General features: G+C 45.6%; 20 protein-coding genes. 12 read left to right on the top strand and 8 right to left on the bottom strand.

The genetic code is table 11. The annotated features are described in order from the left end of the window. Nucleotide 1 precedes the first annotated feature (1 nt). The 7 genes from SPIGRAPES_RS04675 to murQ form a co-directional block, all read right to left on the bottom strand. A complete protein-coding gene (locus SPIGRAPES_RS04675) occupies nucleotides 2-1,042 on the bottom strand; it encodes a serine hydrolase domain-containing protein (protein WP_014269620.1) in 1,041 nt (346 codons plus the stop codon). Next, on the bottom strand, nucleotides 1,024-2,112 hold the full coding sequence (locus SPIGRAPES_RS04670) for a dipeptide epimerase (protein ID WP_014269619.1): 1,089 nt from the start codon (nucleotides 2,110-2,112) through the stop codon (nucleotides 1,024-1,026). The genes SPIGRAPES_RS04675 and SPIGRAPES_RS04670 overlap by 19 nt, the downstream gene beginning before the upstream one ends. Next, nucleotides 2,109-2,705, bottom strand: coding sequence for an HAD family hydrolase (locus SPIGRAPES_RS04665; protein WP_014269618.1), 597 nt, complete (start codon nucleotides 2,703-2,705; stop codon nucleotides 2,109-2,111). The genes SPIGRAPES_RS04670 and SPIGRAPES_RS04665 overlap by 4 nt, the downstream gene beginning before the upstream one ends. Before the next feature lie 2 nt (nucleotides 2,706-2,707). Beyond that, nucleotides 2,708-3,556, bottom strand: a complete 849-nt coding sequence (locus SPIGRAPES_RS04660) for a carbohydrate ABC transporter permease (protein ID WP_014269617.1) — start codon at nucleotides 3,554-3,556, stop codon at nucleotides 2,708-2,710. Between the two features lie 10 nt (nucleotides 3,557-3,566). Then, nucleotides 3,567-4,472 carry a carbohydrate ABC transporter permease gene (locus SPIGRAPES_RS04655; RefSeq protein ID WP_014269616.1) on the bottom strand — a complete coding sequence of 302 codons (906 nt, stop codon included), beginning with the start codon at nucleotides 4,470-4,472 and terminating at the stop codon, nucleotides 3,567-3,569. 64 nt (nucleotides 4,473-4,536) lie between these two features. Next, on the bottom strand, nucleotides 4,537-5,841 hold the full coding sequence (locus SPIGRAPES_RS04650) for an ABC transporter substrate-binding protein (protein ID WP_014269615.1): 1,305 nt from the start codon (nucleotides 5,839-5,841) through the stop codon (nucleotides 4,537-4,539). A 60-nt stretch (nucleotides 5,842-5,901) separates the two neighbouring features. After that, a complete protein-coding gene (gene murQ, locus SPIGRAPES_RS04645; RefSeq protein WP_014269614.1) occupies nucleotides 5,902-6,819 on the bottom strand; it encodes an N-acetylmuramic acid 6-phosphate etherase in 918 nt (305 codons plus the stop codon). A 604-nt stretch (nucleotides 6,820-7,423) separates the two neighbouring features. On the opposite strand from murQ, the gene SPIGRAPES_RS04640 reads away from it, so the two are divergent. From SPIGRAPES_RS04640 to SPIGRAPES_RS04615, 6 genes are all read left to right on the top strand, one after another. Then, nucleotides 7,424-8,440, top strand: coding sequence for a LacI family DNA-binding transcriptional regulator (locus SPIGRAPES_RS04640; RefSeq protein ID WP_014269613.1), 1,017 nt, complete (start codon nucleotides 7,424-7,426; stop codon nucleotides 8,438-8,440). Nucleotides 8,441-8,450: 10 nt separating this feature from the next. Beyond that, nucleotides 8,451-9,461, top strand: coding sequence for a Bug family tripartite tricarboxylate transporter substrate binding protein (locus SPIGRAPES_RS04635; RefSeq protein ID WP_014269612.1), 1,011 nt, complete (start codon nucleotides 8,451-8,453; stop codon nucleotides 9,459-9,461). 93 nt (nucleotides 9,462-9,554) lie between these two features. Beyond that, nucleotides 9,555-10,052 (top strand): tripartite tricarboxylate transporter TctB family protein, encoded by a 498-nt coding sequence (locus SPIGRAPES_RS04630; protein ID WP_014269611.1) that lies wholly within the window; start codon nucleotides 9,555-9,557, stop codon nucleotides 10,050-10,052. 13 nt (nucleotides 10,053-10,065) lie between these two features. Further along, the gene (locus SPIGRAPES_RS04625) at nucleotides 10,066-11,556 is read left to right on the top strand and encodes a tripartite tricarboxylate transporter permease (RefSeq protein ID WP_014269610.1); all 1,491 of its coding nucleotides are present in this window, start codon (nucleotides 10,066-10,068) and stop codon (nucleotides 11,554-11,556) included. Further along, the gene (locus SPIGRAPES_RS04620; RefSeq protein ID WP_014269609.1) at nucleotides 11,553-12,704 is read left to right on the top strand and encodes a Gfo/Idh/MocA family protein; all 1,152 of its coding nucleotides are present in this window, start codon (nucleotides 11,553-11,555) and stop codon (nucleotides 12,702-12,704) included. Before SPIGRAPES_RS04625 ends, SPIGRAPES_RS04620 begins: the two co-directional genes overlap by 4 nt. A 6-nt stretch (nucleotides 12,705-12,710) precedes the next feature. Beyond that, a complete protein-coding gene (locus tag SPIGRAPES_RS04615; RefSeq protein ID WP_014269608.1) occupies nucleotides 12,711-13,802 on the top strand; it encodes a Gfo/Idh/MocA family protein in 1,092 nt (363 codons plus the stop codon). Here the strand turns inward: SPIGRAPES_RS04615 and SPIGRAPES_RS04610 are convergent. Beyond that, on the bottom strand, nucleotides 13,780-14,817 hold the full coding sequence (locus tag SPIGRAPES_RS04610; protein ID WP_014269607.1) for a LacI family DNA-binding transcriptional regulator: 1,038 nt from the start codon (nucleotides 14,815-14,817) through the stop codon (nucleotides 13,780-13,782). The two genes, SPIGRAPES_RS04615 and SPIGRAPES_RS04610, sit on opposite strands and share 23 nt — an antisense overlap. A gap of 233 nt (nucleotides 14,818-15,050) precedes the next feature. Here SPIGRAPES_RS04610 and SPIGRAPES_RS04605 point away from each other — a divergent pair, with 233 nt between their 5' ends. The 6 genes from SPIGRAPES_RS04605 (at nucleotide 15,051) to SPIGRAPES_RS04580 (ending at nucleotide 24,493) form a co-directional block, all read left to right on the top strand. After that, the gene (locus tag SPIGRAPES_RS04605; RefSeq protein WP_014269606.1) at nucleotides 15,051-16,064 is read left to right on the top strand and encodes a substrate-binding domain-containing protein; all 1,014 of its coding nucleotides are present in this window, start codon (nucleotides 15,051-15,053) and stop codon (nucleotides 16,062-16,064) included. Nucleotides 16,065-16,137: 73 nt separating this feature from the next. Beyond that, entirely contained in the window at nucleotides 16,138-17,640 is a 1,503-nt protein-coding gene (locus SPIGRAPES_RS04600) for a sugar ABC transporter ATP-binding protein (protein ID WP_014269605.1), read from the top strand. Next, complete coding sequence (locus tag SPIGRAPES_RS04595; protein ID WP_014269604.1) at nucleotides 17,637-18,614, top strand: ABC transporter permease; 978 nt, start codon at nucleotides 17,637-17,639, stop codon at nucleotides 18,612-18,614. The genes SPIGRAPES_RS04600 and SPIGRAPES_RS04595 overlap by 4 nt, the downstream gene beginning before the upstream one ends. 9 nt (nucleotides 18,615-18,623) lie before the next feature. Next, on the top strand, nucleotides 18,624-19,709 hold the full coding sequence (locus SPIGRAPES_RS04590; protein ID WP_014269603.1) for a Gfo/Idh/MocA family protein: 1,086 nt from the start codon (nucleotides 18,624-18,626) through the stop codon (nucleotides 19,707-19,709). Continuing rightward, nucleotides 19,710-20,699, top strand: coding sequence for a sugar phosphate isomerase/epimerase family protein (locus SPIGRAPES_RS04585; protein ID WP_014269602.1), 990 nt, complete (start codon nucleotides 19,710-19,712; stop codon nucleotides 20,697-20,699). A gap of 302 nt (nucleotides 20,700-21,001) precedes the next feature. After that, the gene (locus SPIGRAPES_RS04580; RefSeq protein WP_014269601.1) at nucleotides 21,002-24,493 is read left to right on the top strand and encodes a bifunctional diguanylate cyclase/phosphodiesterase; all 3,492 of its coding nucleotides are present in this window, start codon (nucleotides 21,002-21,004) and stop codon (nucleotides 24,491-24,493) included. The last annotated feature ends 103 nt before the right edge of the window (nucleotides 24,494-24,596 follow it).

The following is a 24,596-nucleotide window of genomic DNA, read 5'->3' as shown; positions in this document are numbered from 1 at the left end:
CTTATTGGAAGGCAAGGGTATGGAATCCTTGCCTCATGCCTAGCAGCACGTTATTCTTCCTTGAGGGATGAACCCTGTTACAGAGTAAAATGGCTGCCCTGTTGAGTAGAGGGTCAATTGCAATCGAGGTACCGGTAAATCCCGTATGGCCTATTGCTTGTGCACTGGCATTTGTTCCCAGGAGCCGAGCATCCGCAATTTTAAAACCAAGCGTTCTTTTTTCTCCTTCACAGTTTCCTGTCTGGAGATTGAACAACAGATTCATTGTTTCCGTGCTAAGATACGTTCCCTGTTCGCTTTGTCCCTTACAGAGGAACATCCTGCAGAACCGGGTAAGGTCTTCTGCAGTGGAAAATAAACCTGCATTGCCTGCAATGCCTCCCAAGAACCTGCTGTTCTCGTCATGTACGATTCCACAGAGAATTTCATTGGTGTTTTCGAGTCTTTCCGTTGCTGCATACTGAGCCTCGGGAAATTTCAAGAGAGGGTTGAAGACAGTTTTATGCATTCCCAGAGGGTCTGAGACTTCTTGCTTGACTAGTTTTTCAAAGGGAATTCCGGTTATTTTTTCCAGGATTTTGGCAAGGATTATATAGCCAAAGCAACTATACTCTACTTTCGTACCGGGTTTGTATCGAACCGGCTGGCTTAGCATGAAGGTAAGGGCATCTTCGCAGTCTTGCAGATACAGTTCCAAACGCATTTCTGGGATAAATCCGCCAGTGTGTGTGAGCAATTGACCAAGGGTTGTTTCTTTGTAATTTCCGGCATCAGAGAGCAGAAAACCCAGGTTCATAGCTAAAGAAAGCTCTTTTTTCTCCATGAGGCGAAGGGTTGCCATCAACGTTCCGACAACCTTGGTCAAGGAAGCAAGATCAAAAAGCGTATGCTTTGTAAGAGGAAGCGCTTGTGGGACAAGTTGCCTGTATCCGAGGTCTTTTCGATAGAGCACAGAAGAATCACTGAGTACCACAGCGCTGACACAGGGGGAAGCCTGGTCCTGGATTTCCTGCAGATAGAGATTTAGAGCGTTACTGTCCATAGTGTTTCATTTCCGATCTCCTCCAAGGCACAGTCAAGGATGCCAAGTCCCGGAGCAGCTCCAATAAATATATCCTGACCCTTGAAAAGGGTAGCATACCTTCCTGGCAATCTCTCATAAAGCATGGGGCCATCGAGGTCTATTCTCGTAATTATCGGTTGGCTCGCAGCCACCTGGCAAGCGGCCAAGATACCTATCGGACCTTCCATCATGCAACCTAGCATGCAGGAAACCCCAGCTTCTTCGGCCAAGGAGCACATGTGTAAGGCTTCTGTAAGGCCGCCGCATTTCGCAAGTTTGATATTGATAATATCTGCGCAACCCAAATCAAGGACTTTTTTAACGTCGTTGGAATTGAAAATACTTTCATCTGCCATTATGGGAAGTCCAACGGCATTCCTGACAGCAGCCATTCCCTTCAGGTCCTTTGCAGGAAGCGGTTGTTCTATCAGATCGATAGGATAGCCTTTCCTTTCGTACTCTCTGATAATTTTGATCGCAGTAGGTGCATCCCAGCCTTGGTTTGCATCAACACGAAGTTTCACCGTATCTGGCAGCACTGCACAAATTGCTTCCAGTCTATGCATATCAGCCTCGAGATCTCCGCCTACTTTGATTTTAAGGATTGAGAAGCCATTTTCAATTGCTTGCTGGGAGTCTTTAACCATTTCCTCAGCACTATTCATGCTGATTGTAATATCACTAAGCAGATGGTCATAAGACTGTCCAAGCAATGAGGCGATTGATTTCCCCTCCCTTTTTCCCCAGAGATCATACAAGGCTGTCTCAACTAGGTAATTTGCACTTGTGCATCCTGTGAAAGGCAAGGGTGACGGTTTCTGATGCATCACCCCTTTGCTCAGCGAAGGTGTGATTTTATAGCGTGCCGTATCAGAGATTTTTTCTATGCTGTCACCGGTAATGGCGACGGTAGGGGATGCGCTTCCGTACCCTACAAAGCCATCTGTTTCAAGTTTGAATACCAGGTCATCTACAGAATATACTGTTCGCAAGGCGGTTTTGAATGGATGCTTTAACGGGATCTTTCGATGTATTAAAGAACATTTCATAGCAAATTGAGTCCTTTTAGTTGGGATTCGAGGGTTTTTGCATCAACATAGCGAAATCCTTTTAGGCCGGCTTTCAGAGAAGCATCTACATTTGCCTGCATATCATCGGTGAAAAAAGCTTTTTCGGGATGTACCTGCTCAGCCTCACAGATTCTCTGGAAAAATTCCAGTTTAGGTTTAGCAATCCCAAGGATATGAGAAGGATATACAGCATCAAATATATCATATTGGTGGAGCTGATGATGAATCTTGAAATGGGCATCAATAACGTTTGTTCCACAAACAACCCTGAGATTCTTTTCCTTAAGCCTTTTTACCAAGGCTACCGTTGGATCGTCCAATGTCGGGGTGAAGAATTTTCCCAATAGGGAACCTTGGATATGGGGGACTTCCCTGTGGGTGATTTCCCTATAGTATTTCCAAAATTCTTCCTCACTGATTTTTCCCTCGCTATGAAGTGTCAGGGCTGTTCCGAGTCTTGGGTCATATTCTTGCAGGGTACTGGTCTTGAGACCTAGAAAGGGAAGAAGCTTCGGGGCTATATGAAAGTTCCTGATCAGTACGCCACCCATGTCAAAAATGCATAATTTCATATTTATTCCTTACCAGCACTATACATAGAACTTCCGCCAAGAAAGTACTTAGACATGGTTGTGAAGAGGATCACGATTGGTATGCAAGCAATGACAGCTACTGCCATCATGGCTCCTTCGTCAGAGGTTTTTTCTTCGGTAAATTTGACTATGTAGGTTGGAATGGTTTTCATCGTTTCTTTTTGTGCAATCAAAAGCGGCCAAAGGAGGTTGTCCCACTGTCCTTTGAAACAAAGGATTGCACACGTTGCAATCGCCGGGGTGCTGTTTCCAAAAACCAATTTCCAGAAAATACCCATTTCTCCAAGCCCATCGATACGACCGGCATCCAACAAGTCGTCTGGAAAGGACATCAGGTACTGTCTCATCTGGAAAATCCCGAAAGCATTCAGCAAGAAGGGGAGGACCAAACCGTAATAGGTGTTTTGCATCCCCAGTTTCACTGCAGTGATATACATAGGAATCATGATGGCTTCAAAGGGAATCATCATCCTTCCCATGATCATCATGAATACTGTCGTTCTTCCCTTGAACTGAAATTTTGACAAGCCGTATCCAGCAAAGGCACTAACGATAACCGAAAGAATAGTTGTGCTAAGGGCAACTACCAGCGAATTGATAACATTACGGATAAAGATGAAGGAACGGTCATTCCCTGCAATGGCATTGAAATAGTTTATTGCATGGAATTGTTTCGGTATCCACCTATAGGGCATTGAGAATATCTCTGCTGGACTCATAAATGATGCGGTAAGCATAAAGGCAATGGGTACAAGTATTACCAAACAGCAAACTATGAGAAATATATTCACTGCCAGGCTGCCAACTAGAGCTGTTTTTGTAGTTTTCAATTGTAGCCTCCTAGTAGGATACTGTTTCTTTTTCGGAAGATTTCAGACGGATGAGCGTAAGCCCCATCATTATCAAGAATAAGAGGACACTCATTACGCAAGCCCTGCTGATATTTAAATCACGCATTGCCGTATTATAGATATTGAGGGTAATAACATTGATCGGCTCCAGAGGCGCACCCCTTTGGGTGAATAGGTACTGGGTAGAAAAGGATTTCAAGCAGTTGAGCATTGCAACGATAGAGACCATCACTGTTGTCGGTTTTATCAGTGGGAATATTATCCGCTGGATTATCTGGTGCTTTTGGGCTCCGTCAATTGTTGCAGCTTCTAGTACGGAAGTAGGGATTTTGGCAATACCTGTCACGAAGATGATAGTAAAGTAACCAACGTACTTCCAGACATAGATGGTGCTGGTACAGATTCTGAGCATTACAGGGTCTGTCAGCCACTGATGGTCGACTCCCGGGCTTCTCATGAGGAAATTAAGCACTGAATTTCCCAAACCCCTTGGGTCGAATATCAAAATCCAGATCAACGCTGCCACTACCGAGGAAAGAATGGCAGGGGAATAGATGATCAACTGGATAGCTCGCCCAGATTTTTTCCTTGAGGTAATAGCAAGAGCCAGGACCATTGATAAGATGGTCAAAGGAACAAAGGCCCCGAAGGTGAAAAAGAGTGTGGCCTTAGCAGAGTTCCAAAAGTCCTTTGACTGTAGGATATAGGCATAGTTTTTCAAACCTACAAACTTAGGAGCTCTCAAAGACAGTAATTTCATAGTAAAGAACGTGTTGAAGAATGCATTGAGCATTGGATAGAGCGAGAACAAAAGAAAAAGAAGAACTGCTGGTGTAACGAATATCCATCCCCAACGGGCTTTTTTCTTTTCAATTCCAATATAAGCGGTTTTCATGGTAAAGCTCCTAGGTTAAAAATGTGGTTTCCCCGCAGGGGAGAAACCACATTAACAGATGGTCCTACTCTTCGTTCAAAATATCTTGGACAGAAGCCCTGAAAGAATCGAGAACTTCCTTCGAGTCTTTTCCCTGGAGCATAGAACTCTCAACGGCAGCTTTGAACTTGTCATTGATGGCACCGCTGTTTTCTGCATAGAATACCAGATTGGCATAGTTCATATCATCTTCAAACACGGATGAGTAAGGAGTCTCACTAAACGCTTTACTCTTGAACAACTTGTACGTTGGTTGGACAAGGTTGACTTTGGCAAGGTAGTCTTCTCCGTGGCTCAGCATGAAATCGACAAGTCTCCACGACCAGATTTGCTTTGCTTCTGAGCTTTGTCCATTGACGAGGTAGTAATGGCAACTTACTTTTCCGGCGACATGTTGGATTGCGTTTTCCCATTGTGGGTACGGGACTACCATCCAATCTCCGCTATTGTAGAATTCAGGATTGGCAGTCTGGATTCTTGCTTCCTGGTAGAGTCCGCTTTCACTCATGGCAATCTGGTTGTCGTTCAGGTCAAAAGCTTTCCTTGCTGCAGTATAGGTAGGGCCTCCAAGGTTTTTGCCTTTGGGTCCCCACGCTTTCATGTAGTCGAAGAACTGAATCCAGGCAGCATCTCCGATAACGGCTTTTTTACCATCATCACTGATGAGCTTTCCTCCCAATTGTTCAACCATTGGCAAAAATTGCTGGGTATAGGAAGGATAGCGGAAGTCAAAGCCTCGGCGCGTAATGATTTCACCATTCCGTTGGACAAGTTTCTCACTCAAGGACATGACTTCTTCCCAGGTCTTTGGATAATCCTTTTCTGCATCAAGTCCTGCTTCACGGAAAATCTGTTTGTTCACAAACAAACAAAGGTTTGTGTATTCAAGGGGTAGTCCATGGATTCCTCCATCGAGCATAACTGCTTCCAGAGAACCTGGAATATACCTGTCCAGCACTTCTTTCGTGCTCTTGGCGCCAATCCAGGTAGGATTGAGTGTACTGGTACGGCCTTCAACTACAAATCTCCTGATAACCGATTGGCTCTGGTTGAAAACATCCGGGCCTTGGTTGGCGCTGAACGCGACCGTAAGCAGTTCACTCATTTTCCCTGAAGGGTAGGTCTGGTAATCAACCGAAACATTGGGATTCTGTTTGGTGAATTCCTCGATGAGTCCTTTTTCCAATGCGGCCCTGTTTGCATCTTCATGTGTCCAGAGCGTTAGCGTTACAGGCTCCGATAAGTCTACAGTTTTCTCTGCAGTTCCCTGAGCAAATGTCGGCAATAGTAATGCAACCAACAAAAATAGCCCCAACCCTAGTTTTTTCATTTGTTCACCTCTTTTTTTTTATTCCTGCAAGCAGGAGTACTACTATAATTTGTTTTACTACTATCGAACTGGAGAATCCTTCTGCTCAAGCACCCTCGAAATGCTCCCTTTTGCTTTTTCCAGCATTTCTTCTGCTTCTTCTTTGTCCGCATTGAATAAGCCCATGGTTATGGCAAGTTTTGTATTGCCTTTTGACTGCCGAAACAATTCGACGGAGGTCTGTTCATCGCAGCCTGTTATTTCTTGAATCAGTCTTTGTGCTCTCAAAATTAGTTTTCCATTTACAGGGCGTAAATCAACCATAAGGTTGTTAAATACCTTTCCGATTCGAATCATCGCCGTTGTGGTTATCATATTGAGTACAAGTTTCTGGGCTGTCCCAGATTTCATCCTGGTCGAACCTGTGATAATCTCTGGCCCTACCGGAATGAATACCCGGTGATCCTCATCAATTATTGTAAAAACAGAAGAATCCTTATTGCAGCTGATGGCTCCTACTTTTGCTCCAATCGACCGGGCATATTTCAATGCTTCAATTACGAAGGCGGCTCCTCCGCTTGCGGTAATGCCGATAAGAACATCATTCTTTGAAAAGTTGACCGTTTTCAGTGATTCGATTCCGGCTTGCCCATCGTCTTCAGCCCATTCCACTGAAGTTGTGAGTGCTTCTTTCCCTCCGGCTATAATACCCTGGACCATTGACGGGGATACCCCATAGGTCGGGGGGCATTCCGAGGCGTCCAATACCCCCAGCCGTCCGCTGGTTCCGGCCCCGATATAAAACAATCTGCCATTATTGTTAAAAGAAGCTACTACGTCTTCTACGATTGTTGTGATCTGGGGAATGGCTGTCTCTACGGCAAACGGGACTTTCTGGTCTTCGTTGTTGATTATTGTCAATATTTCCCTTGTGCTCTTGGAATCGATTCGATAGGACAAGGGGTTTCTTTTTTCTGTATCTAATAGTTGTGTATGCATTACCCGGTTAGTGTAAAATGGTTTGCTCTACAAAACAATAAAAATTTTCATAAAATTAGCTTTTTTATTTAAAAATAATTTTTAAATAAACTTGAAAAACAAGCACAGTATTTTCATAAGCAAGCGTAAGTTTCCACTAAATGATACTACTTGGGGTTTTTGCAGATGCATCCACTGATCTTTCTCCAATGTTTTCACTGCACGGTAATACCGTTAGTAAGCTTTTACCGCCGATTCGGAAGTAGTGTTCAGTTCGAATCATGTTTTGCTGCATTTAGGAATATGCCTGTAATTACCGACATGGGCAAAATCCGAACGGTATTGCGCGGATGAGGAAATTTTCATGTGCATTACTACAGGTAGGGCATCAGGTACTGTCTAGCTAAGGCAGAAACCTTGGTTTTACCCAATGGGTTCGAGCAAGGTACCAATTCTTTCCTACCGGTTTGGTTTGCTCAAAATGGGCTCTGGAGCTACCTCTCGAAAATGAATAAATATGTGTTGACAGAGTGTAATTCTTATGCGATTCTAAACAGGCAAACGTTTGCCTATTTTTTTAACCCTGTAAGCAAACGTTTGCCTATCCTGAACTGGAGGTTCTTCCTTGAAAAACTATGCAACCTTGAAAGATGTAGCTGAACTGGCTGGCACCACTGCCGCTACGGTATCCTACGTGCTCAATGAGAAAAAAGGGCGCTATATAAGTGAAGAAACAAAGAGAAAAGTCCTTGAAGCAGCAAAAGAGCTCGACTATGTAAAATGCAATGGGGCTTCTTCACTCAAAGGAAAGGAACGGAAGCTCATCGGGATATTGATCCCTCAGTTTGAGAACCAGTTTTTTACCAGGATTATCATTTCCAGTGAAGATGTTTTTGTCAAACATGGGTATGACCTGGTCATCTGCAACACTCTAGATAAGCCGGAAAGGGAGCGAGCAATCCTGAATCGACTGATTCAACAACGGGTAGACGGCATTATTTTGACACCAACCAAGGAAGGTACCCAAAACACTGAACTAATGAGAAGGGTGGGGATGAAGATGGTCGTAGTCGACCGTCCCCTTGTCGGTCTGAAGGACTTTTTCTGGGTTGCGACAAATAACTACGGATGTGGGTATGTCGGAGCCCATTACCTTATGGCAAAGGGCCATAGGAAAATTGGGTATATCGGTTGGGATAGCAAGATACCGGATCTCGAGGCAAGACGCGAAGCTGTATTGGAAGTGGCCAGGGCAAATGGTGCCGAGGTTTTCGTGGAGGAAGGTGAATTTTCAGCTGCAGAAGGTTGCCGGCTCACCGCAAAACTCCTTGAGCAACATCCTGATATGACTGCCGTTTTCTATGGGTTCAATATCCAAGCCCTCGGTGGTATCAAATGCCTTACCGAACGTAATATTTCGATTCCCGAGGATCTTTCGGTGATGATCATCGGTAGCCCCGAATGGGTTATGGCAGGAAAGAATGATTTTACCCATATCGATATGAATGACCTTGAACTTGGTAGAAAAGCTGCAAATTTGTTGCTCGACCAAATCCAGAGCGATGATGAGATTCCCTTCCAGCACATAATTCAGGACTGTACCTTGGTAGAAGGTAGTTCTGTTTGTGATATCAGAAAATAAGGAGAATGTAATGAAAAAGACACTAGCTGTATGCTCTGTGCTTCTGCTCGCTGTCGGACTCTGTTTTGCCCAGGGCACCACAGAAGAAACCTATCCGACAAAAACCATCAACCTGACGGTTCCCTATGGGGCCGGTGGTACGACTGACTTGACCGGAAGGGCCTTGGCCAATGCAATGGCAAGAAACCTCGGTGGAACGATCAATGTCGTCAATACCCCCGGAGCCGGTGGTAGTGCAGGAACCCTCAATGTTCTGAACTCCAAGGTTGACGGATATACCTTGCTCGCAAACGGAATGCTTGCTTTCTCAACCATGCCTGTAAACGGTTTTACTGACAAGACCTATAAGGATTGGGATATTTGGATTGCAACCTTTGCTCCGAATGCAATCATTGTTCCCAAGAATTCACCGTACAATACTATTCAGGATTTGATCGAGGCCATTCAGGCAAACCCAGGCAAAATCACAGCTGGAACTGCCGGTATCGGATCTGGCGGACACTTTGGTGCCGAAATCGTTAAGGCTATTGCAGGTGCTCCTTACAAGCATATCACGTATGCCGGCGGTGGTCCTGCCCTTACTGCAACCCTTGCAGGCGAAGTTGCCTTCTGCCCACAGTTGCTTGCAGAGTACAAAGACCTTATCATCAGTGGTGATGTGAAATGCCTTGCAACCTTGGCTGCAGAGGATATTGAACTCGCACCTGGTGTAGTAGTTCCCTCTATCCTTAATTTTTACCCTGAGGCAAAGAAATTTGTACCAATGGGTGAAGTGACCGGTATCTTGGTTCCCAAGGGGCTTAGTGAGGATATCCTTGCAAAACTTGACGCAGCTTTTGCCTATGCTTCCAAAGACCAGGCCTTCCTTGACTTTGCAAAGGTCAAGAGTTTCTCTGTCATCCCCAAGGGACGTGCAGAATCTCAGGCCTTCCTCGATTCTTTCGCCAGCAAAGCTTGTTACCTGATGTATGATGCAGGTGCTGTTGCTATCGACCCAGCCAAGTTTGGAATAATGCGCTAATACAAATAGTATGTTTCTGCTGTGGGGGTAATTCCCCATAGCAGAAATCATCGTTCCTCTTCCCCCACAGAAATTCAACCAGGAACAATTCAGATGGAAAACAATAAAAAAGATTTCACTTTCTCCCTGTCCCTTATCCTCATAGGGTTTTACGTGACAGTGGAAGGGATTCTCATGTATAAAAAGGCCTCAAAACCCCCGTATAATATTGAGACACTCTCCATTTCCCCTGCCTTTCTCCCGATTATTCTCGGAGTTGTTTTGGTTCTCCTCAGTTGCATTCTCTTTTTAAAGAGCCTGAAGGGTACTGATTTCATGACCCAACTCAAAATTGTAGGGTCATCGTTTAAAAGTGCGAAAACAAACCAAGATATAAAGGCTATGTTTTTTGGCACAGTCATTCTTGGTATCTATACATTTGTATTGATGGCAATCTTGCCGTTTTGGATTGCTTCGATCATTTTCCTTGCTTCCCTGATGACCTATCTCAAGGCAACGAAATTCTGGAAGATCTTGTTGATCTCCTTTCTTTCAATCGGTGCCGTAGTCTTGTTGTTCCAAGTAGGGTTCAACGCGGCATTACCCAGATAAAGGAGGTTTTTCCATGGCATTACAATACCTTGGTCAGGCACTGATGATTGTCCTGACACCCCTGAATATGTTGGTTTTGGTACTCTCTGTTGGTTCCGGACTCGTAATGGGCATGCTCCCCGGATTGAGCGCAACAATGGCAATTGCCTTGTTGACCGGTTTGACCTATAACTTTCCGACTCAGTCGGCATTGATTGCCCTGATCGGAGTATATGTAGGTTCCATTTCCGGAGGGTGTCAGTCTGCAATCCTTTTGAATATTCCCGGGACCCCTGCTTCGGCTGCAACGGCGCTGGATGGGTTCCCGATGGCGAAACGCGGTGAAGGTGGCCTTGCAATTTTCCTTGCAACCTCTGCCAGTTGTCTCGGCACACTTATCAGCGTTGTGTTTGTGCTGACCCTTACCCCTTTGTTGACCAGCCTTGCTCTGAAGTTTGCAAGCTGGGAATTCTTCCTGCTTTCCATTTTTGGCATCTTGATCTGTGGGGCGATTACCGCTCAGGGTAATGCACTTAAGGGATGGATCAGCGGCGTCCTTGGCTTACTGGTAGCAATGGTTGGCCTCGATACGGTCGATACCTTTGCACGGTTCAGCTATGGGAACGTGAATTTGATGTCAGGAATCCAGCTTATCCCTGTTATGATTGGATTATTCGGCTTTCCCGAAATCGTGAAAGGCTTTAAAAACCAAGAAGGTGAAGAGGTTTTACAGCTTTCCAAGTTTCATGTCCGTGAGGGTTTGAAGCGCATAGTGAAGAACTTTGGTGCAATTTTCCGCTCGAGTGTCATCGGGGTTTGTGTCGGTATTATCCCGGGGGTCGGCGAGGATGTAGGCGGTTGGCTTTCCTATTGGGCGAGCAAGACAAAAAGCAAGGATCCCGAGAGTTTCGGTAAAGGAAACGACCAAGGTATCATCTCTGCCGAGGCAGGTAACAATGCTTGTGTAGGGGGAGCTATCATTCCCATCTTGAGTCTGGCTGTACCAGGGTCGGCTCCTGCTGCCGTATTGCTTGCAGCTTTTTTGATGCATGGATACAGGCCAGGGCCCCTCTTGATGACAGAATCACCATCATTTGTCTATAACATAAGTATATATCTTATTGCTGCATCCTTGTTTATGTGGATAATCGCAATGGGACTCTCGAAGGTTACTGTCAAAGTCCTGGGAGTAAATAAGAAAATCCTTATGCCAATCATCTTTACCTTGTGTGTAATCGGGTCCTACCTGATCAACTATACTATGTTCGATATTAAGGTAATGTTCATGTTTGGCCTCGTAGGGCTGGCCTTATCATCCTTTGACTTCCCGGTCGCCCCGTTCTTGCTCGGTGTTATTCTCGGACCCATGGCTGATTCAAATCTCAGGCGTGCCCTGAGACTCTCTGACGGTTCGTTTGCTCCTATGTTCGGTCGTCCCATCTGTGTGTTCTTTCTCGTGATTATCGTATTTATGGTCCTTGGACAGACAGGGCTTCTGAAAAAATTCAAAAAGGCGAAAGTATGAAACAGTTCAAGATAGGTTTTATCGGCTGCGGTTTTGCTGCAGGCTTGCATGTAAATGCATATAGAAGGGTCCCTGGATATGATGCACATATGCATGCAGTGTGCTCTGCTGATTTACAGCAGTCTCAGGAATTTGCCCAGAGATACGGCTTTTCCAAAGTATATGACACTGTCGAAGAATTGCTTGATGACCCGGAGATTGACATCGTAGATGTCATTGTTCCTCCCAAATACCATGTTAGCCTGGTTAAGCAGGCTATGGAAAAAGGCAAGCATGTTGTCTGTGAAAAACCTTTCAACGGTTATTTTGGGAAAGGTAGCGACAATAAAGAGGCAATGTTCACACAGGTCTGTGCAGAGTTGGACGACTTCAAGGAATTTCTTTCTCATCAGAAGAGCAAACTTTTCTATGCGGAAAATTATATCTATGCACCTTCAGTTGTTAAAATAAAGGAAATTCTGAAAGCTACCGGCGATAAAGTTTTGCTCTTCAAGGGCGAAGAGGCCCATAGCGGAAGCCACGCCCCGCATGCCGCCCTTTGGTCGGTGAACGGGGGAGGGTGCCTTATCAGGCAGGGGTGTCACCCGCTCAGTGCTTTGTTGTATCTCAAGCAGGCGGAAGCAAAGAAACGGGGGGAAACCATTGGTGTTCGCTCGGTTCTCTGCGATGCATCGGTAGTGACAGAATCCTTGCCGGCTAATGAGAGAGGGTCGGTTCTTTCAAACCCTGTGGATGTAGAGGACTGGTCTGAGACTATCATCACGTTTACCGATGGGACGAAAGCTGTCGTCTCCAGCGGTGATATGATAGTCGGAGGTGTCCGCAACAGTGTTGAGGCCTATACTTCCAATGGATGCTACAAGGCAAATATTGCTCCAAACGATTCATTTATCTGTTACCATACTGACGATTCCAAACTGAAAGACGTCTATTTTACCGAGAAAGTCGAGACCAAGGCCGGGTGGCAACATGTGTTTCTTTGTGAGGAAGAAATGCGTGGCTATGTCGGTGAATTGGAGGATTTCCTTATCTGTGCAGATACGGGAAAAGAGCCAGAGTCTGGGTTCCCGCTTGCCTATGATACTATGAAAGTGTTATATGCTTCCTATGCCTCTGCCGGAAGTGGTAAACGATTTTTTTTGGAGTAAACGCATATGCAGAAGATGGATGGAATGAATTATGCCCCTGTTTCTACAGGTAAAGTCGATATTGTCGTCAAAAAGGGGGCATTCAAATTTGCCGTAATAGGCCTTGATCATGGGCATGTCTTTGCCATGACCAACGGACTGCTGGAAGCCGGCGCTACATTGACGTCAGTCTATGACTCAAACGACAGCAAAGTTGCTGACTTCCTTGTACGGTATCCCCAGGCAAAGGGTGTAGATTCAATAGAAACCATCCTACAGGACAAAGAGGTTAAACTGGTTGTCAGCGCCATTCTTCCCTCTCTTCGCTGCGACCTTGGTCTGAGGGTTATGGAGGCCGGTAAGGATTTCTTTGCCGACAAGCCCGGTATGCTTATAAAAGATGAGGTCCAGCGAGTCAGGCAAGCTTGCAACAGGACCGGGCAAAAATATTTTATTTATTTTGGGGAAAGGATTCATGTCGAAGGGGCAGTCTATACTGAAAAGCTGATACAATCAGGGGCTTTGGGAAGAATCCTGTCAGTTGTTATTCTGGCTCCCCATCGGCTTAATGCACCTTCAAGGCCTTCCTGGTTCTTCAACCCAAAACAGAACGGAAGCATCCTGGTAGATATCGGAAGTCATCAGATAGAGCAATTCCTTTCCTTCGCAGGGGCAAAATCGGCAACGGTTGTCCATAGTTGCAAAGCTAATTATAACAATTCGGAAAACCCTCTTTTTTTTGATTACGGTGATGCAAACCTGGTCGCCGACAATGGTGCAACCTGTTATTTCCGGGTTGACTGGTTCACCCCAGATGGACTGAAAGCCTGGGGGGATGGCCGGGTCTTTGTCATAGGGACCGAGGGAACCGTTGAGATACGTAAATACATTGATGTTGCACAATCGAGTGAAGGAGACCATGTCTATTTTGTCGACAAAGAAGGTGAACACAAGATTGAGGCAACAGGCAAGGTTGGTTTTGAGTTCTTCGGCAAAATGATACTCGATTGTATGAATCGAACCGAGCTGGCTATTTGCCAAGACCATACACTCCTTGCCATGGACCTTGCGATCGATGCCGACAGGATGGCAGAGGTTATTGCAACGGGGACCTACTGATAGGCGACTGCTTCTGGGTGGTTTCCCGTACGATCAATTCCGTATCCATATACATGCTCCTGATAGGGATCTGCTCTTTGCAGATCCTTTTTATGAGCATTTCACAACTAAGCAGGCCTAACTGGAATTTCGGTTGATTGACTGTAGTAATGGAAGGGCTGCACATTGAAGAAAGCTCAATATTGTCAAACCCGACAATTGCAATATCTCTTGGAACCTTCAAGGCCGTACGTTTCGTTGCCTTGATAGCGGCCGCTGCATAGACATCACTGCTGGCAAAAAAGGCATCAGGTCGTTTTTCTGAATTCAGCAATTGAAATACTGCCGATACTGCCATATCATAATTGATTTCCTGCAGTTGGATGATTATATCGGGGTCTCTTTCTATATGGGCATCCTCAAGGGCTTCCAGATACCCTTTAAGGCGGTCTCTCGCATATTTGTACTGCAAGGGACCATTGATAAACGCAATTCTCCGTCTTCCCAGAGAAAGTATATATTCCACTGCATTGCGCGCTGCCGATACATCGTCGATGGTTACAAACGGAATATCAAGGGAAGGGTCGCATTCGCAGCATTGTACGATAGGCAGGATAGCATCGAGTTTCATCAGGTTTTGTTTGGAAATGCAATTTGTAGAAAGAATGCCTGCTGCGTTGGTTTTTTTTAGCAGGGCAATAAAAGTATCGATGGAACGATCATCGATGGGGTCTTCATTGATGAGCATATTGTAGCCATTTCGCTCTGCAGAGGCTTTTGCCCCTTTGATGATAAGGCTGTAAAACGGGTTGTCAAGTGAAGGGATGTTGAAGATGAGGAGATCATTGGATTTTGCCGCAATAGCCTCAAGGTCTGTGGTATCGTACCCTAATTGGCGCATAGCATCCATCACGGTCCTTCGGGTCTCTTCCTTCACGTTGGTAGAATTGTTCATTACTCGTGAAATGGTAGCCATGGAAATTCCTGACAGTTCGGCTATTTTTGAGTAGGTAATCTTGTTCGCTTCTTTGACCATCCTTTCACTCCTTGCCCCAAAGCATAAAACGAACAGCTAATTATTTCAAGAAAAAATGAAAACTTATGAAAATTTTCATAAACTATGGAATTTTTCCTTGTTAATATCGCATTCTTTCAGAAGAAATCCTTAATATTTCATAAAAACACGAAAAAAGTTGACAGATTTTCAGAAAGATTTATACTGCAAAAAAGCAGACATGAAGAATTAACCATGTTTGATAGGAGGTTAGTATGAAGAAAGTTCTCGTAGGACTCGCAATTATGCTGGTTGCAACAAGCTTTGTTTTTGCTGCAGGAACAGGTGAACAGGGAAAAAGTACCAAGAAACAGTTGATGGGTGTGGTAACCCCCAGTGCAGACCATGGCTTTACCGCTGAGTCTATCCGTCATTGCGAAGCCCAGGTGAAGGCCCTTGCTGCTGCCAACGGGTTTGACTACCGGTTCATGACAGCTGCTGAGTCTGGGGAGCAGAGTAATGCTGTCGAAACCATACTCGGTATGAAACCGACGGTAATGGTTCTTTGGCCGGTGACCGGAGATGAACTGCGCAGTGCAGCCCAGTCGGTGATGGAAGCGAAAGTACCCTTGATTGTCTATGATCGTTTCATTGAAGGGCTTACCCCGACTGCCGAGATCTCTGGCGACAATGTTGCCATTGGTGAAGGTGCTGGACGATATTTCAATGATTTCTTCAAGGCAGATCTTGCCAAGGGAACGGTAAATTACCTTGAATTCAAGGGTGATAGCTCGACGGTACCTATGGAAAGGACCAATGGTTTTCTTTCAACTGCAGATAAAAACTTTACACTTGACCAGTCCTTCGTAACCAACTGGAGCCAGCAGACTGCTATGGAACAGATGGAAAACTTCCTCAACACCAAGAGTGTTGCAGAGATTGAATCCATCAAGGCAATCTGGACCCATGACGATGAAATTGTCTTTGGCATTGTCGAAGCCCTGAAGAATTACCATGGTTCTGCAAAGATTAACATTCGTTTGATCAACGGTGTATCAGCAGGGATGGGATTCATGGATCTGTTCGAGAATTCCGGCTTGAAGGGTATTGATTTCATGACCTATACCTTCTCTCCTTCAATGGTTCGTGATGCCGTCGATCTTGGTTACAAGGTAATGAAAGGCGAAACACTTGAAAAGAACTACAAGGTTCCTACGGAGATGATAGACAAGACCAATTTCAAGGCTTACATGCAGAGTGATATGTACAAGACCCGTTACAGCCTCTAGGGTGTAATAGTATGTTGGCAAGTTGCCTGGGACGAAACCCGGGCACTTGCCTTATGTAGGGAGAAACAACTTCATGAGATTGGAAATGAAACACATCTCGAAGTCTTTCGGTCCGGTAAGGGCATTGAAAGACGTTTCCTTTGATGTGCAAAGCGGGGAAATCCATGGGCTGCTAGGGGAAAACGGGGCAGGCAAGACAACGTTGATGAACGTGTTGGCCGGTACCTTCCCCCAGGATTCAGGCAATATTATAATTGATGGAAAGGAAGTTTTCGGTATGACACCGAAAAAATCCAATGATTTGAAAATAAGGTTTATCCATCAGGAATTGAATCTATGTAATGATTTGAAAGTATATCAGAATATGTTCCTCGGTGAGGAATACTCTAAACATGGCTGGAAAGTAGACAAAGAACGGGAACTGATACATGCCCAGCAGGTGCTCGATTCCATGAACACCGGTATCGATGCATCGACCGTGGTTTCAGAGCTCGATACGGCACAGAAACAATTGGTTGAAATTGCAAGGGCTCTCCTGTTTGAATCAGAACTCATCATCATGGATGAACCGACAACTGCCCTCAACAGCAAGGAAATCGAAAAACTATTCTCGATTATGTCTGCATTGAAGGAAAAATCAGTCAGTTTTATCTATATTTCCCATAAAATGCCTGAACTCTTTTCCATATGCGACCGCTATACGGTACTCAGGGATGGGGAATTTATCCAGTCAGGCTTCTTTAAGGATATCAATGAGCAGGGAGCGACTGAATTATTGATTGGAAAGCGGTTCGTGGCAGCAACTATCCGCTCTGCCCGGGCTGTGCCTGCAACTTCTGGTATGGTACTCAAGGCAACGAATCTGTGTGGTGCGAGCTTCAAGGATATTTCTTTCACCCTACACCAAGGTGAGATTGTTGTGTTTACCGGTCTGCAGGGTTCTGGCACCGATGAGTTGGCTACTTCCCTGTTCGGTGCAAGCAGATTGACCGGCGGTACGGTAGAAACGAAAAACGGGCTGTTGGACATGCGCTCGATTCGCGATGTCATGCGAAGCGGTATCGGAATGATTCCCAGGAATCGAAAAGAAAGAGGGATTTTGCCGGATCTGAGTATTCGCAACAATAATTCATTGGCTTTCTTTACCGCAAAACATAACAAGCCGTTTGTGAACAGAAAAGAAGAGATCGAACGGTTCGAAAAGAGCCGAAAACGGCTTGAAATCAAAGTTTCCAGCGACCTTGATTTGATAACCTCCCTTTCGGGTGGCAACCAGCAGAAGGTTATTCTCAGCCGTTGGCTTGAACTCGACTCCGATGTCTATATCATGGACAACCCGACACAGGGAATCGACGTCGGGGCGAAATTTGCAATCTATAAATTGGTAGTGGAATTGGCCGAACAGGGTAAATCGGTACTTTTCTTTACCAGTGAATATCCAGAAATCCACCAATTGGCCGATCGCTGCTTTGTGTTATACAAGGGAGAAATATCGGCTCAACTCACGAGGGAAGAATTCTCGGAAGAATTGATTATGGCATGTTCTACCGGTACGCATAGGGAGGCGCACAAGTGAAGGCACTAGCATTGAATGGCAAGTTGGGAAAAGCGTCATGGAGAAACTTGACTACGAATTATAGTCATTGGCTGAGTTTCATCCTTTTGATGATAGTCGCAGTCATAGTCAGCCCTTCCTTCCTGTCCTGGAATAATATTACCAACCAGTTCGTCCAGGGGGCGGTAGTTGGCATATGCGCTATGGGAATGAGTCTGATTATATCATCTGGAATGATTGACCTGTCCGTTGGGTCTTCCGTTGCACTGATCAGCGCACTCGGAGTAAATGTGCTCAATAGCCAGCATAGCCTCTTGCTTTGCCTGGTATTCTGTCTTGTTGCAGGTATGCTCGTTGGCTTAATCAACGGGTTGCTGGTCACCAAAGGGCGAATAGCCCCGTTCATTGTTACCTTGGCAACAATGTCTGCCTGGAGGTCTGTCATAAACCAGTTGGGTCAAGGTGGTCCTTTCACAGTTGACAAGACTATGTATGCTTCTTTCCGCAATATTGCAGCAGGGCGCACTCTGGGTATTCCCAATCTGATGCTTTTTCTCATCATTGTTACGGTTGTGACCGCTCTTTTGATGTCCAAGACGAAGTTCGGAACCTACGTCTATGCAGTTGGGTCCAACCAACAGGCTGCACGGCTTTCGGGTATACATGTCGATCGGGTAAAAACCCTGATTTTTACATATGCCGGAACTCTCTACGGGTTGGCTGCCTTTCTGCTTGCCAGTCGCCTGACCTCAATTCAGGCTGCCAGTGCCGGCAGTGGGTATGAAATGGATGCCATCGCTGCAGTAGCGATTGGGGGAACCTCCATGGAAGGGGGGCGAGGGAAAATAATCGGTACCTTCCTTGGTGTGCTAATGTTACGTATAATAAACACGGTACTGATAATGGCAAATGTCCCGCCATTCCTCAATGGGTTGGTAACAGGTGTTATTATCATCGTGGCTGTCCTTGCCCAATCAAGCAAGAAAGGAAAGTAGGAGGCAAGTGTGAATATTGGGATTATCGGTGCAGGGGGTATGGCCTCCTATCATTACCAAGGGTTCGTAAAGGCTGGGGCAACTGTGGTAGCCGTTGTTGATAACAACCCGTTGAAAGCAAAGGTGTTCGCTGAGAAAAACCATATTGCAAATACTTTTGGCTCTCTTAAAGAGATGCTGGCAGCTATGCCGGACCTTGATGCCGTTTCTGTCGTGACCCCGAATAAATTTCATAAAGAACTTACCTTGGAAGCTCTTAATAGCGGGAAGCATGTGTATTGCGAGAAACCTCCGGCAAGGAATGCCAGTGAGATGCAAGAGATGTATGACGCTGCTCTCAAATCAGGGAAAACCTTATTGTTTGATTTCAATAACCGGGCCAGGGCAGAGGCCCAGGCGCTGGCGACCTATATTGGGAAGGGGGAGGTTGGAACCATCAATTCTGCCCAGGCAACCTGGATCAGGCGTGCCGGAATCCCCGGATTCGGCGGTTGGTTTACCGATAAGGAGTTCGCCGGGGGTGGCCCGGTGATCGACCTTTTGCATATGATCGATTTAGCTCTTTACTTTATGGGTTTTCCGGAGCCTGAATATGTTCTGGCTTCGACGTTCTCAGATTTTATGGGAAATCCTGTATTTAAAGGTCCTTGGGGTATTGCTGATGGAACAGGGGTAATGGATGTCGAGACTGCCTGCCATGCCATGATTACTTTTACAGGTGGGCAGTGTCTTTCGGTGCGCAATTCCTGGGCGGAGATGAACGAGCGTGAAGTAGTATCGGTAGTATTCCAGGGTAGCAAAGCCGGAGGGAAAATAGAAAGACTGTTCGAGCGGGATGGCTATGACGAGACAAGTATCGATACGTGTACGTTGTATACAGAGGAGTATGGGAAACAGGTCAACCGGGAGATCCTTTGCGAAAAGGATGAGACAATGGGGCGTCTTGCCAATGCAATGAACTTTGTCCAGGTTGTCTCGCAAGGGGCGAAGCCTCTCAATACCCCTGACCAGGCATTACGGCTGATGAAAATTACCGATGCAATCTACGAGTCGGCCAGAACCAACAAACCCGTACGCATCCAACAGGAGAAATAAATGAAACGTATTGTAACGCTTGCCTCGGGGCAATTTGGAGATATGAGTTTGGAAACGCTCTGCCCTTTGGCGAAAGAAATGGGATTTGAGGGGTTGGAGTTGGCTACCCATGCTCATTTTGATGTACAGAAAGCCCTTTCTGATCCAACCTATGTTCCCTATGTGCTTGGTCTTCTCAAAGATAACGGGTTGCAATGTCTGGCACTCAGTGCCCATTTGAGTGGCCAGTGTGTCTGTGACCAATGGGATGAAAGATTGGATACGTTTGCACCGGCACCATTGGCCGGGCAACCGGAGGCCATTCGCCTCTGGGCAATCCAGGAGATGAAGGATACGGCAAAGGCTGCACATATGATGGGAATCCATATTGTTACAGGATTTACCGGGTCGCCTATCTGGGCACGGTGGTATTCCTATCCTCAGACTTCCCCCAAGATGATTGATGAAGGGTTTCGCCTTGTCTATGATAACTGGACCCCGATTTTCGATGTTTTTGACGAGTATCAGGTGAAATTTGCACTGGAAGTCCATCCTACGGAGATTGCCTTTGACTATTATACCACCGAGCGGCTTCTTGAGTTGTTTGGTCATCGCCCTACCTTGGGCTTGAACTTCGACCCAAGCCACTTGCTTTGGCAGGGTATCGACGAAGTAGGGTTTGTACGGAATTTCAGTTCCCATATCTACCATGTCCATATGAAGGACGTGAAAATGAATACCGACGGAAAAGGTGGCCTCCTTGGATCTTTCCTTCCTTTTGGGGATACCCGCAGGGCATGGGATTTTGTTTCAGTCGGACATGGGAATGTCGATTTTGATGGTATTGTCCGGGAATTGAACCGCTGTGGCTATTGTGGCCCTCTTTCGGTGGAATGGGAAGATTCGGGCATGGACAGAAAATACGGGGCAACGGAAAGCTGCCAGTATGTGAAGAAGATGAATTTTACCCCCTCTTCTATTGCCTTTGACAGTGCCCTGAAAACCGATTGATCCTACGAAAAGGATGAAAAAGGTACCGGGACAGTACGGGTTTGAAAAAATCTGGCTGTCCCTTTTTTGTCAGGTTCAGTGAAGCATTTTTCACAAATGGTTATCTATGTACTTTAGAACGCAGAAAAAAATCAACTGGATGCGGTACTAGGGCATGCATACCTACATATAATAATAGTTGCCCTTGGACCCATAATTTATCTTGCGATGTAGAGAAGCTATATGTTATCTTATAAGCATGGTTTCTCATACAAACCAAACGTAGCCCAAAGATTTTCCTACAGAGGGAGTGGTTCTGGCAAATGGTTTATACTACCAATATTCCAAGTGTGAGGTTTCATTGCCTTGACGATGAGCTTTGGACGGTTACCGAGGGCGGCGAGAGACTGGCAGCTTTCCTCAATTATACGCAGGAACAATTTACGGATCGGTTTTTCAACTCTTTTCTCAAGACCTTCCCCAGTGAAAAGAAACCCTCGATCGGTGAACTGCAGATTTTTAACGTTGATGGAAACATAACTAACTGCCTTATTGAGAAACATGGAAAGAGGCTTTCTGTGTCACTTGATAAAGTACCAGGTGAACAAATCGTTTCTGTGGCCAACATGCTTGATATTGGCCTTTTTCATTTTTCCGGGAACCATACGATAGATATTGCAAATGATGTTTTTTATCGCTCTATTGGCTGTAGCAAAGAAGTGTTTTTGCAAAAATATTCCAATGACCTCACTTCACTTACCGGTTTGCTTGTCCCTGATTCCTTACAGGTTGTTCCCATTCAACTTGAAGAGGGAGGGGTCTCCACGCTTCTGTTCAGTTTGGGTGAGAATACAGGTTTTTGTGTCGAATTTGATTCTGAAAAGCGTCAGGAATTGGAATTGTACAGGCAATCGCTATCGCAAAACGGGTTTCAGGTTTGGCAGTACGCTATAGACCGGCGATGTGTTCTCGATCATACCTTCTCAAATAGAGACCTTGAGGTCCTCCAGCCTTTGCACCAAAGGTTGGAAGACGGTGAGATGTCCTGTTGTGCAACGTTGTTTCTCAATTCCTTGGCTTCTGATTCCCATTGCTATCACGTGCACTATACAAGGGAACATGACAGGGCCTTGGCTGTGGCCCAAGATGTGTCGGTTTTACCTGAACGTCATCGGCATACATTTTTTGAAGACCAGTTCAGCATGGCGAAATCCCCGGACCTGCTTTCCTTTGTCAAGGTAGACCTGACAAAGGATCTCGTGATGAAAATTCATACATATGGGTTGCATTTGAAGCACGGGTCCACCCCTAATCATTATTCGCAATGGGTTTCCCAGCGAATCCACTCGATTGTCAGCGAGGAAGAAAAACAGATATTCCAAGAAAAATTCAGCCTGAAATCCCTGCTGGAAGTAGCTTCCGAAGGGGGCTTGAGTGTTTCCATGGAGTTTAGGACCCGTGATGAATTCGGCGTGATCAGGTGGCAGGAAAACCGGGTCATTCTCACGTATGAAAGTGAGAGTGAAGATGTCTATGCCGCTGAATTTTCCCGATATATAACCGAAAAGAAAAAAGTTGAGCTTGCCCTGACTGAGAAAGCCGTCCGGGACAAAGATAGTGGATTCTACAACCGTAATACGTCTGCCATGATGATTGAAGGAGCATTGAAGAATACCAATGGGACAAGTTCCTCCTATGCCATCGCCTTGATCGATATCAAAGCCTTGAAACAGGTTACTTCACCTATCAAGCACTCCCTTGTGCCCCATTTGGCGCAACTTTTACGCTTGGGACTGTATGAAAGATGCATCATCGGTCGGTTCGATACTTCTCGTTTTCTCGTGTTTTTCGAACAAGTCGATAGTGTTTCCCAGATTCGGATGAAACTTGAAAGACTTTCCCAGATGATTTCCAACGCCTATCTGTTTGTTCCTGTGCCACCAACATTCTGGAGTAACATTGGTTTCTTTGTTGGTTCTTACTGCAATAATGAAAGTTACACGGATTTGCTGGAGAAAGTCTCCCTTGCCATGGATAAAGCCAACGACAGGGGACGGAACCAGATTGTTTCCTTTGATTGGTCGAATGGGGTGTTTGCAGGGGAGAATTACACCCCGGCAACCAATCTTGATGAAAATGCGCAAGGCGTCTTGCTTGGATGCATTGATGCCACACTCTCTTCCGATAATCTTGATTCAACCCTGCCTTTGGTGCTCTCCCAGTTAGGGATGTATTACAAAGCACGTAGGGTTTGCCTGCTTACCGAAGAAAGGGTAGGGATTCTGGAGATTATCGCCAGCTGGGAACCTGCCCAGGCTAGCCATTCTTTTGGTCTGTTTGAAACCGATCCCTTCGATTTTATTTTGAAAGCCCATGAGGTGGTACATCTCAAAGGGTCTGAAATCAACATAAAGGCTCCGTGCTTTGCCGGATTTGACCTGTTGGTCGGAAGGCTGAAAGTCTGGGGGATGGAAAAAGGGTATATCGTTGTGGTGGGGCCGAATGCGAGCGATCTTTCGGTGTTGAACCATTCGGTACAACTGGTTTCGAGTGAAATGACCAAGCGCAGGTTGCTCGACCGGCAGGAGTATCTGGTCTACCATGACCCGATAACGGGGTTGCTGAACTTTAATGGGTATAACCAATATGTTTCCACGTTGCGTGAGGATGCACTTTCTTCCATAGGCCTTGCCCTTGTTGATATCAACAACCTCAGGGACTTGAATAAGAACTATGGGAAAGAATATGGAAACGAGATGGTCAGCCTGGTTTCCTCAAAAATCCAAAAATTGTTTCCAGACAGTGCACTGTTTCGTATTTCAGGTGATGAGTTCGTAATCATCTGCCAAGACCTTACCTATGAGTCTTTCAACAAGAAAATCGCAAGGCTTTCCAGTGACCTGGAGAAAGAAAAACCGAATTCCTTTACCCTTGGACAGGCCTGGTCTGAAAATGACTTGCACATTTCTGTTTTGTTCAATCAGGCGAATATCGTGTTGGATGCACGTAAGCAGAATACGCTCGACCGTTCGTCAAAGCAGGCAGATTTCCATTTTGCCATCAATGCTTTGGTAGAGGCGATCAACCGAGGGGAATATGTAGTATTCCTCCAACCGAAGGTCAATTCGATTTCCTCAAAGGTGTGCGGGGCAGAGGCACTGATCAGAAGGCTGGACCCCAAACTTGGTTTGGTCTCCCCCTCGCGGTTCATTGCGCAGCTTGAAAAGGATGGGTTGGTAAAATTTATCGATCTTTTCGTGTTCAGGCAGGTCTGTCAGACTCTCCGGCATTGGATTGATGAGGGGACTACCTTGTTGCCGATTTCCTTGAATTTCTCCCGTGTAACACTTCTGGATGAAGATCTGGTCCCTTCCATGCTGAGAATCAAGGAAGAGTATCAAGTTGACAGCAAATACATAGAAATAGAGATTACCGAAAGTTTCGGGGCCTTGGAGAGAAACCTTGTCAGAAAAGTTGTCCAGGCAATTTCCGATGCGGGGTTCTGCATCTGTATCGATGATTTTGGTTCCGAATATAGCAACCTCAGTACGCTGACCTCACTCCCGCTAGGAATTCTGAAACTTGATAAAAGCCTGATAGACAATCTCTGTACCAGTACGAACAGCCAGGTATTTGTCGACGGTTTTGTCTCGATATGCCGAAAGCTTGGTATTCTCACGGTAGCCGAAGGTGTTGAGACAGAAAACCAGAAAAATATGGTCATTCAGATGGGTTGTGATATGATCCAGGGCTATTTTTATGACAAACCAATCTCGATTGGGAGTTTTGAACAGAAATATATGGCAGAAAAATAGAATAAATTTGCATTTTATGCATAAGGAAATAGATTTTTGCAACGCTTGGTGCTACACTCTTATCCAATTATAGTTTTCTGGGCCTTCTTTTGGCCAAAAGGAT

The sequence above is a fragment of the Sphaerochaeta pleomorpha str. Grapes genome, from assembly GCF_000236685.1.
GTDB lineage: Bacteria > Spirochaetota > Spirochaetia > Sphaerochaetales > Sphaerochaetaceae > Sphaerochaeta > Sphaerochaeta pleomorpha.
The sequence above is the reverse complement of the archived record's forward strand: the minus strand, read 5'-3'. Positions and strand labels throughout refer to the sequence as shown.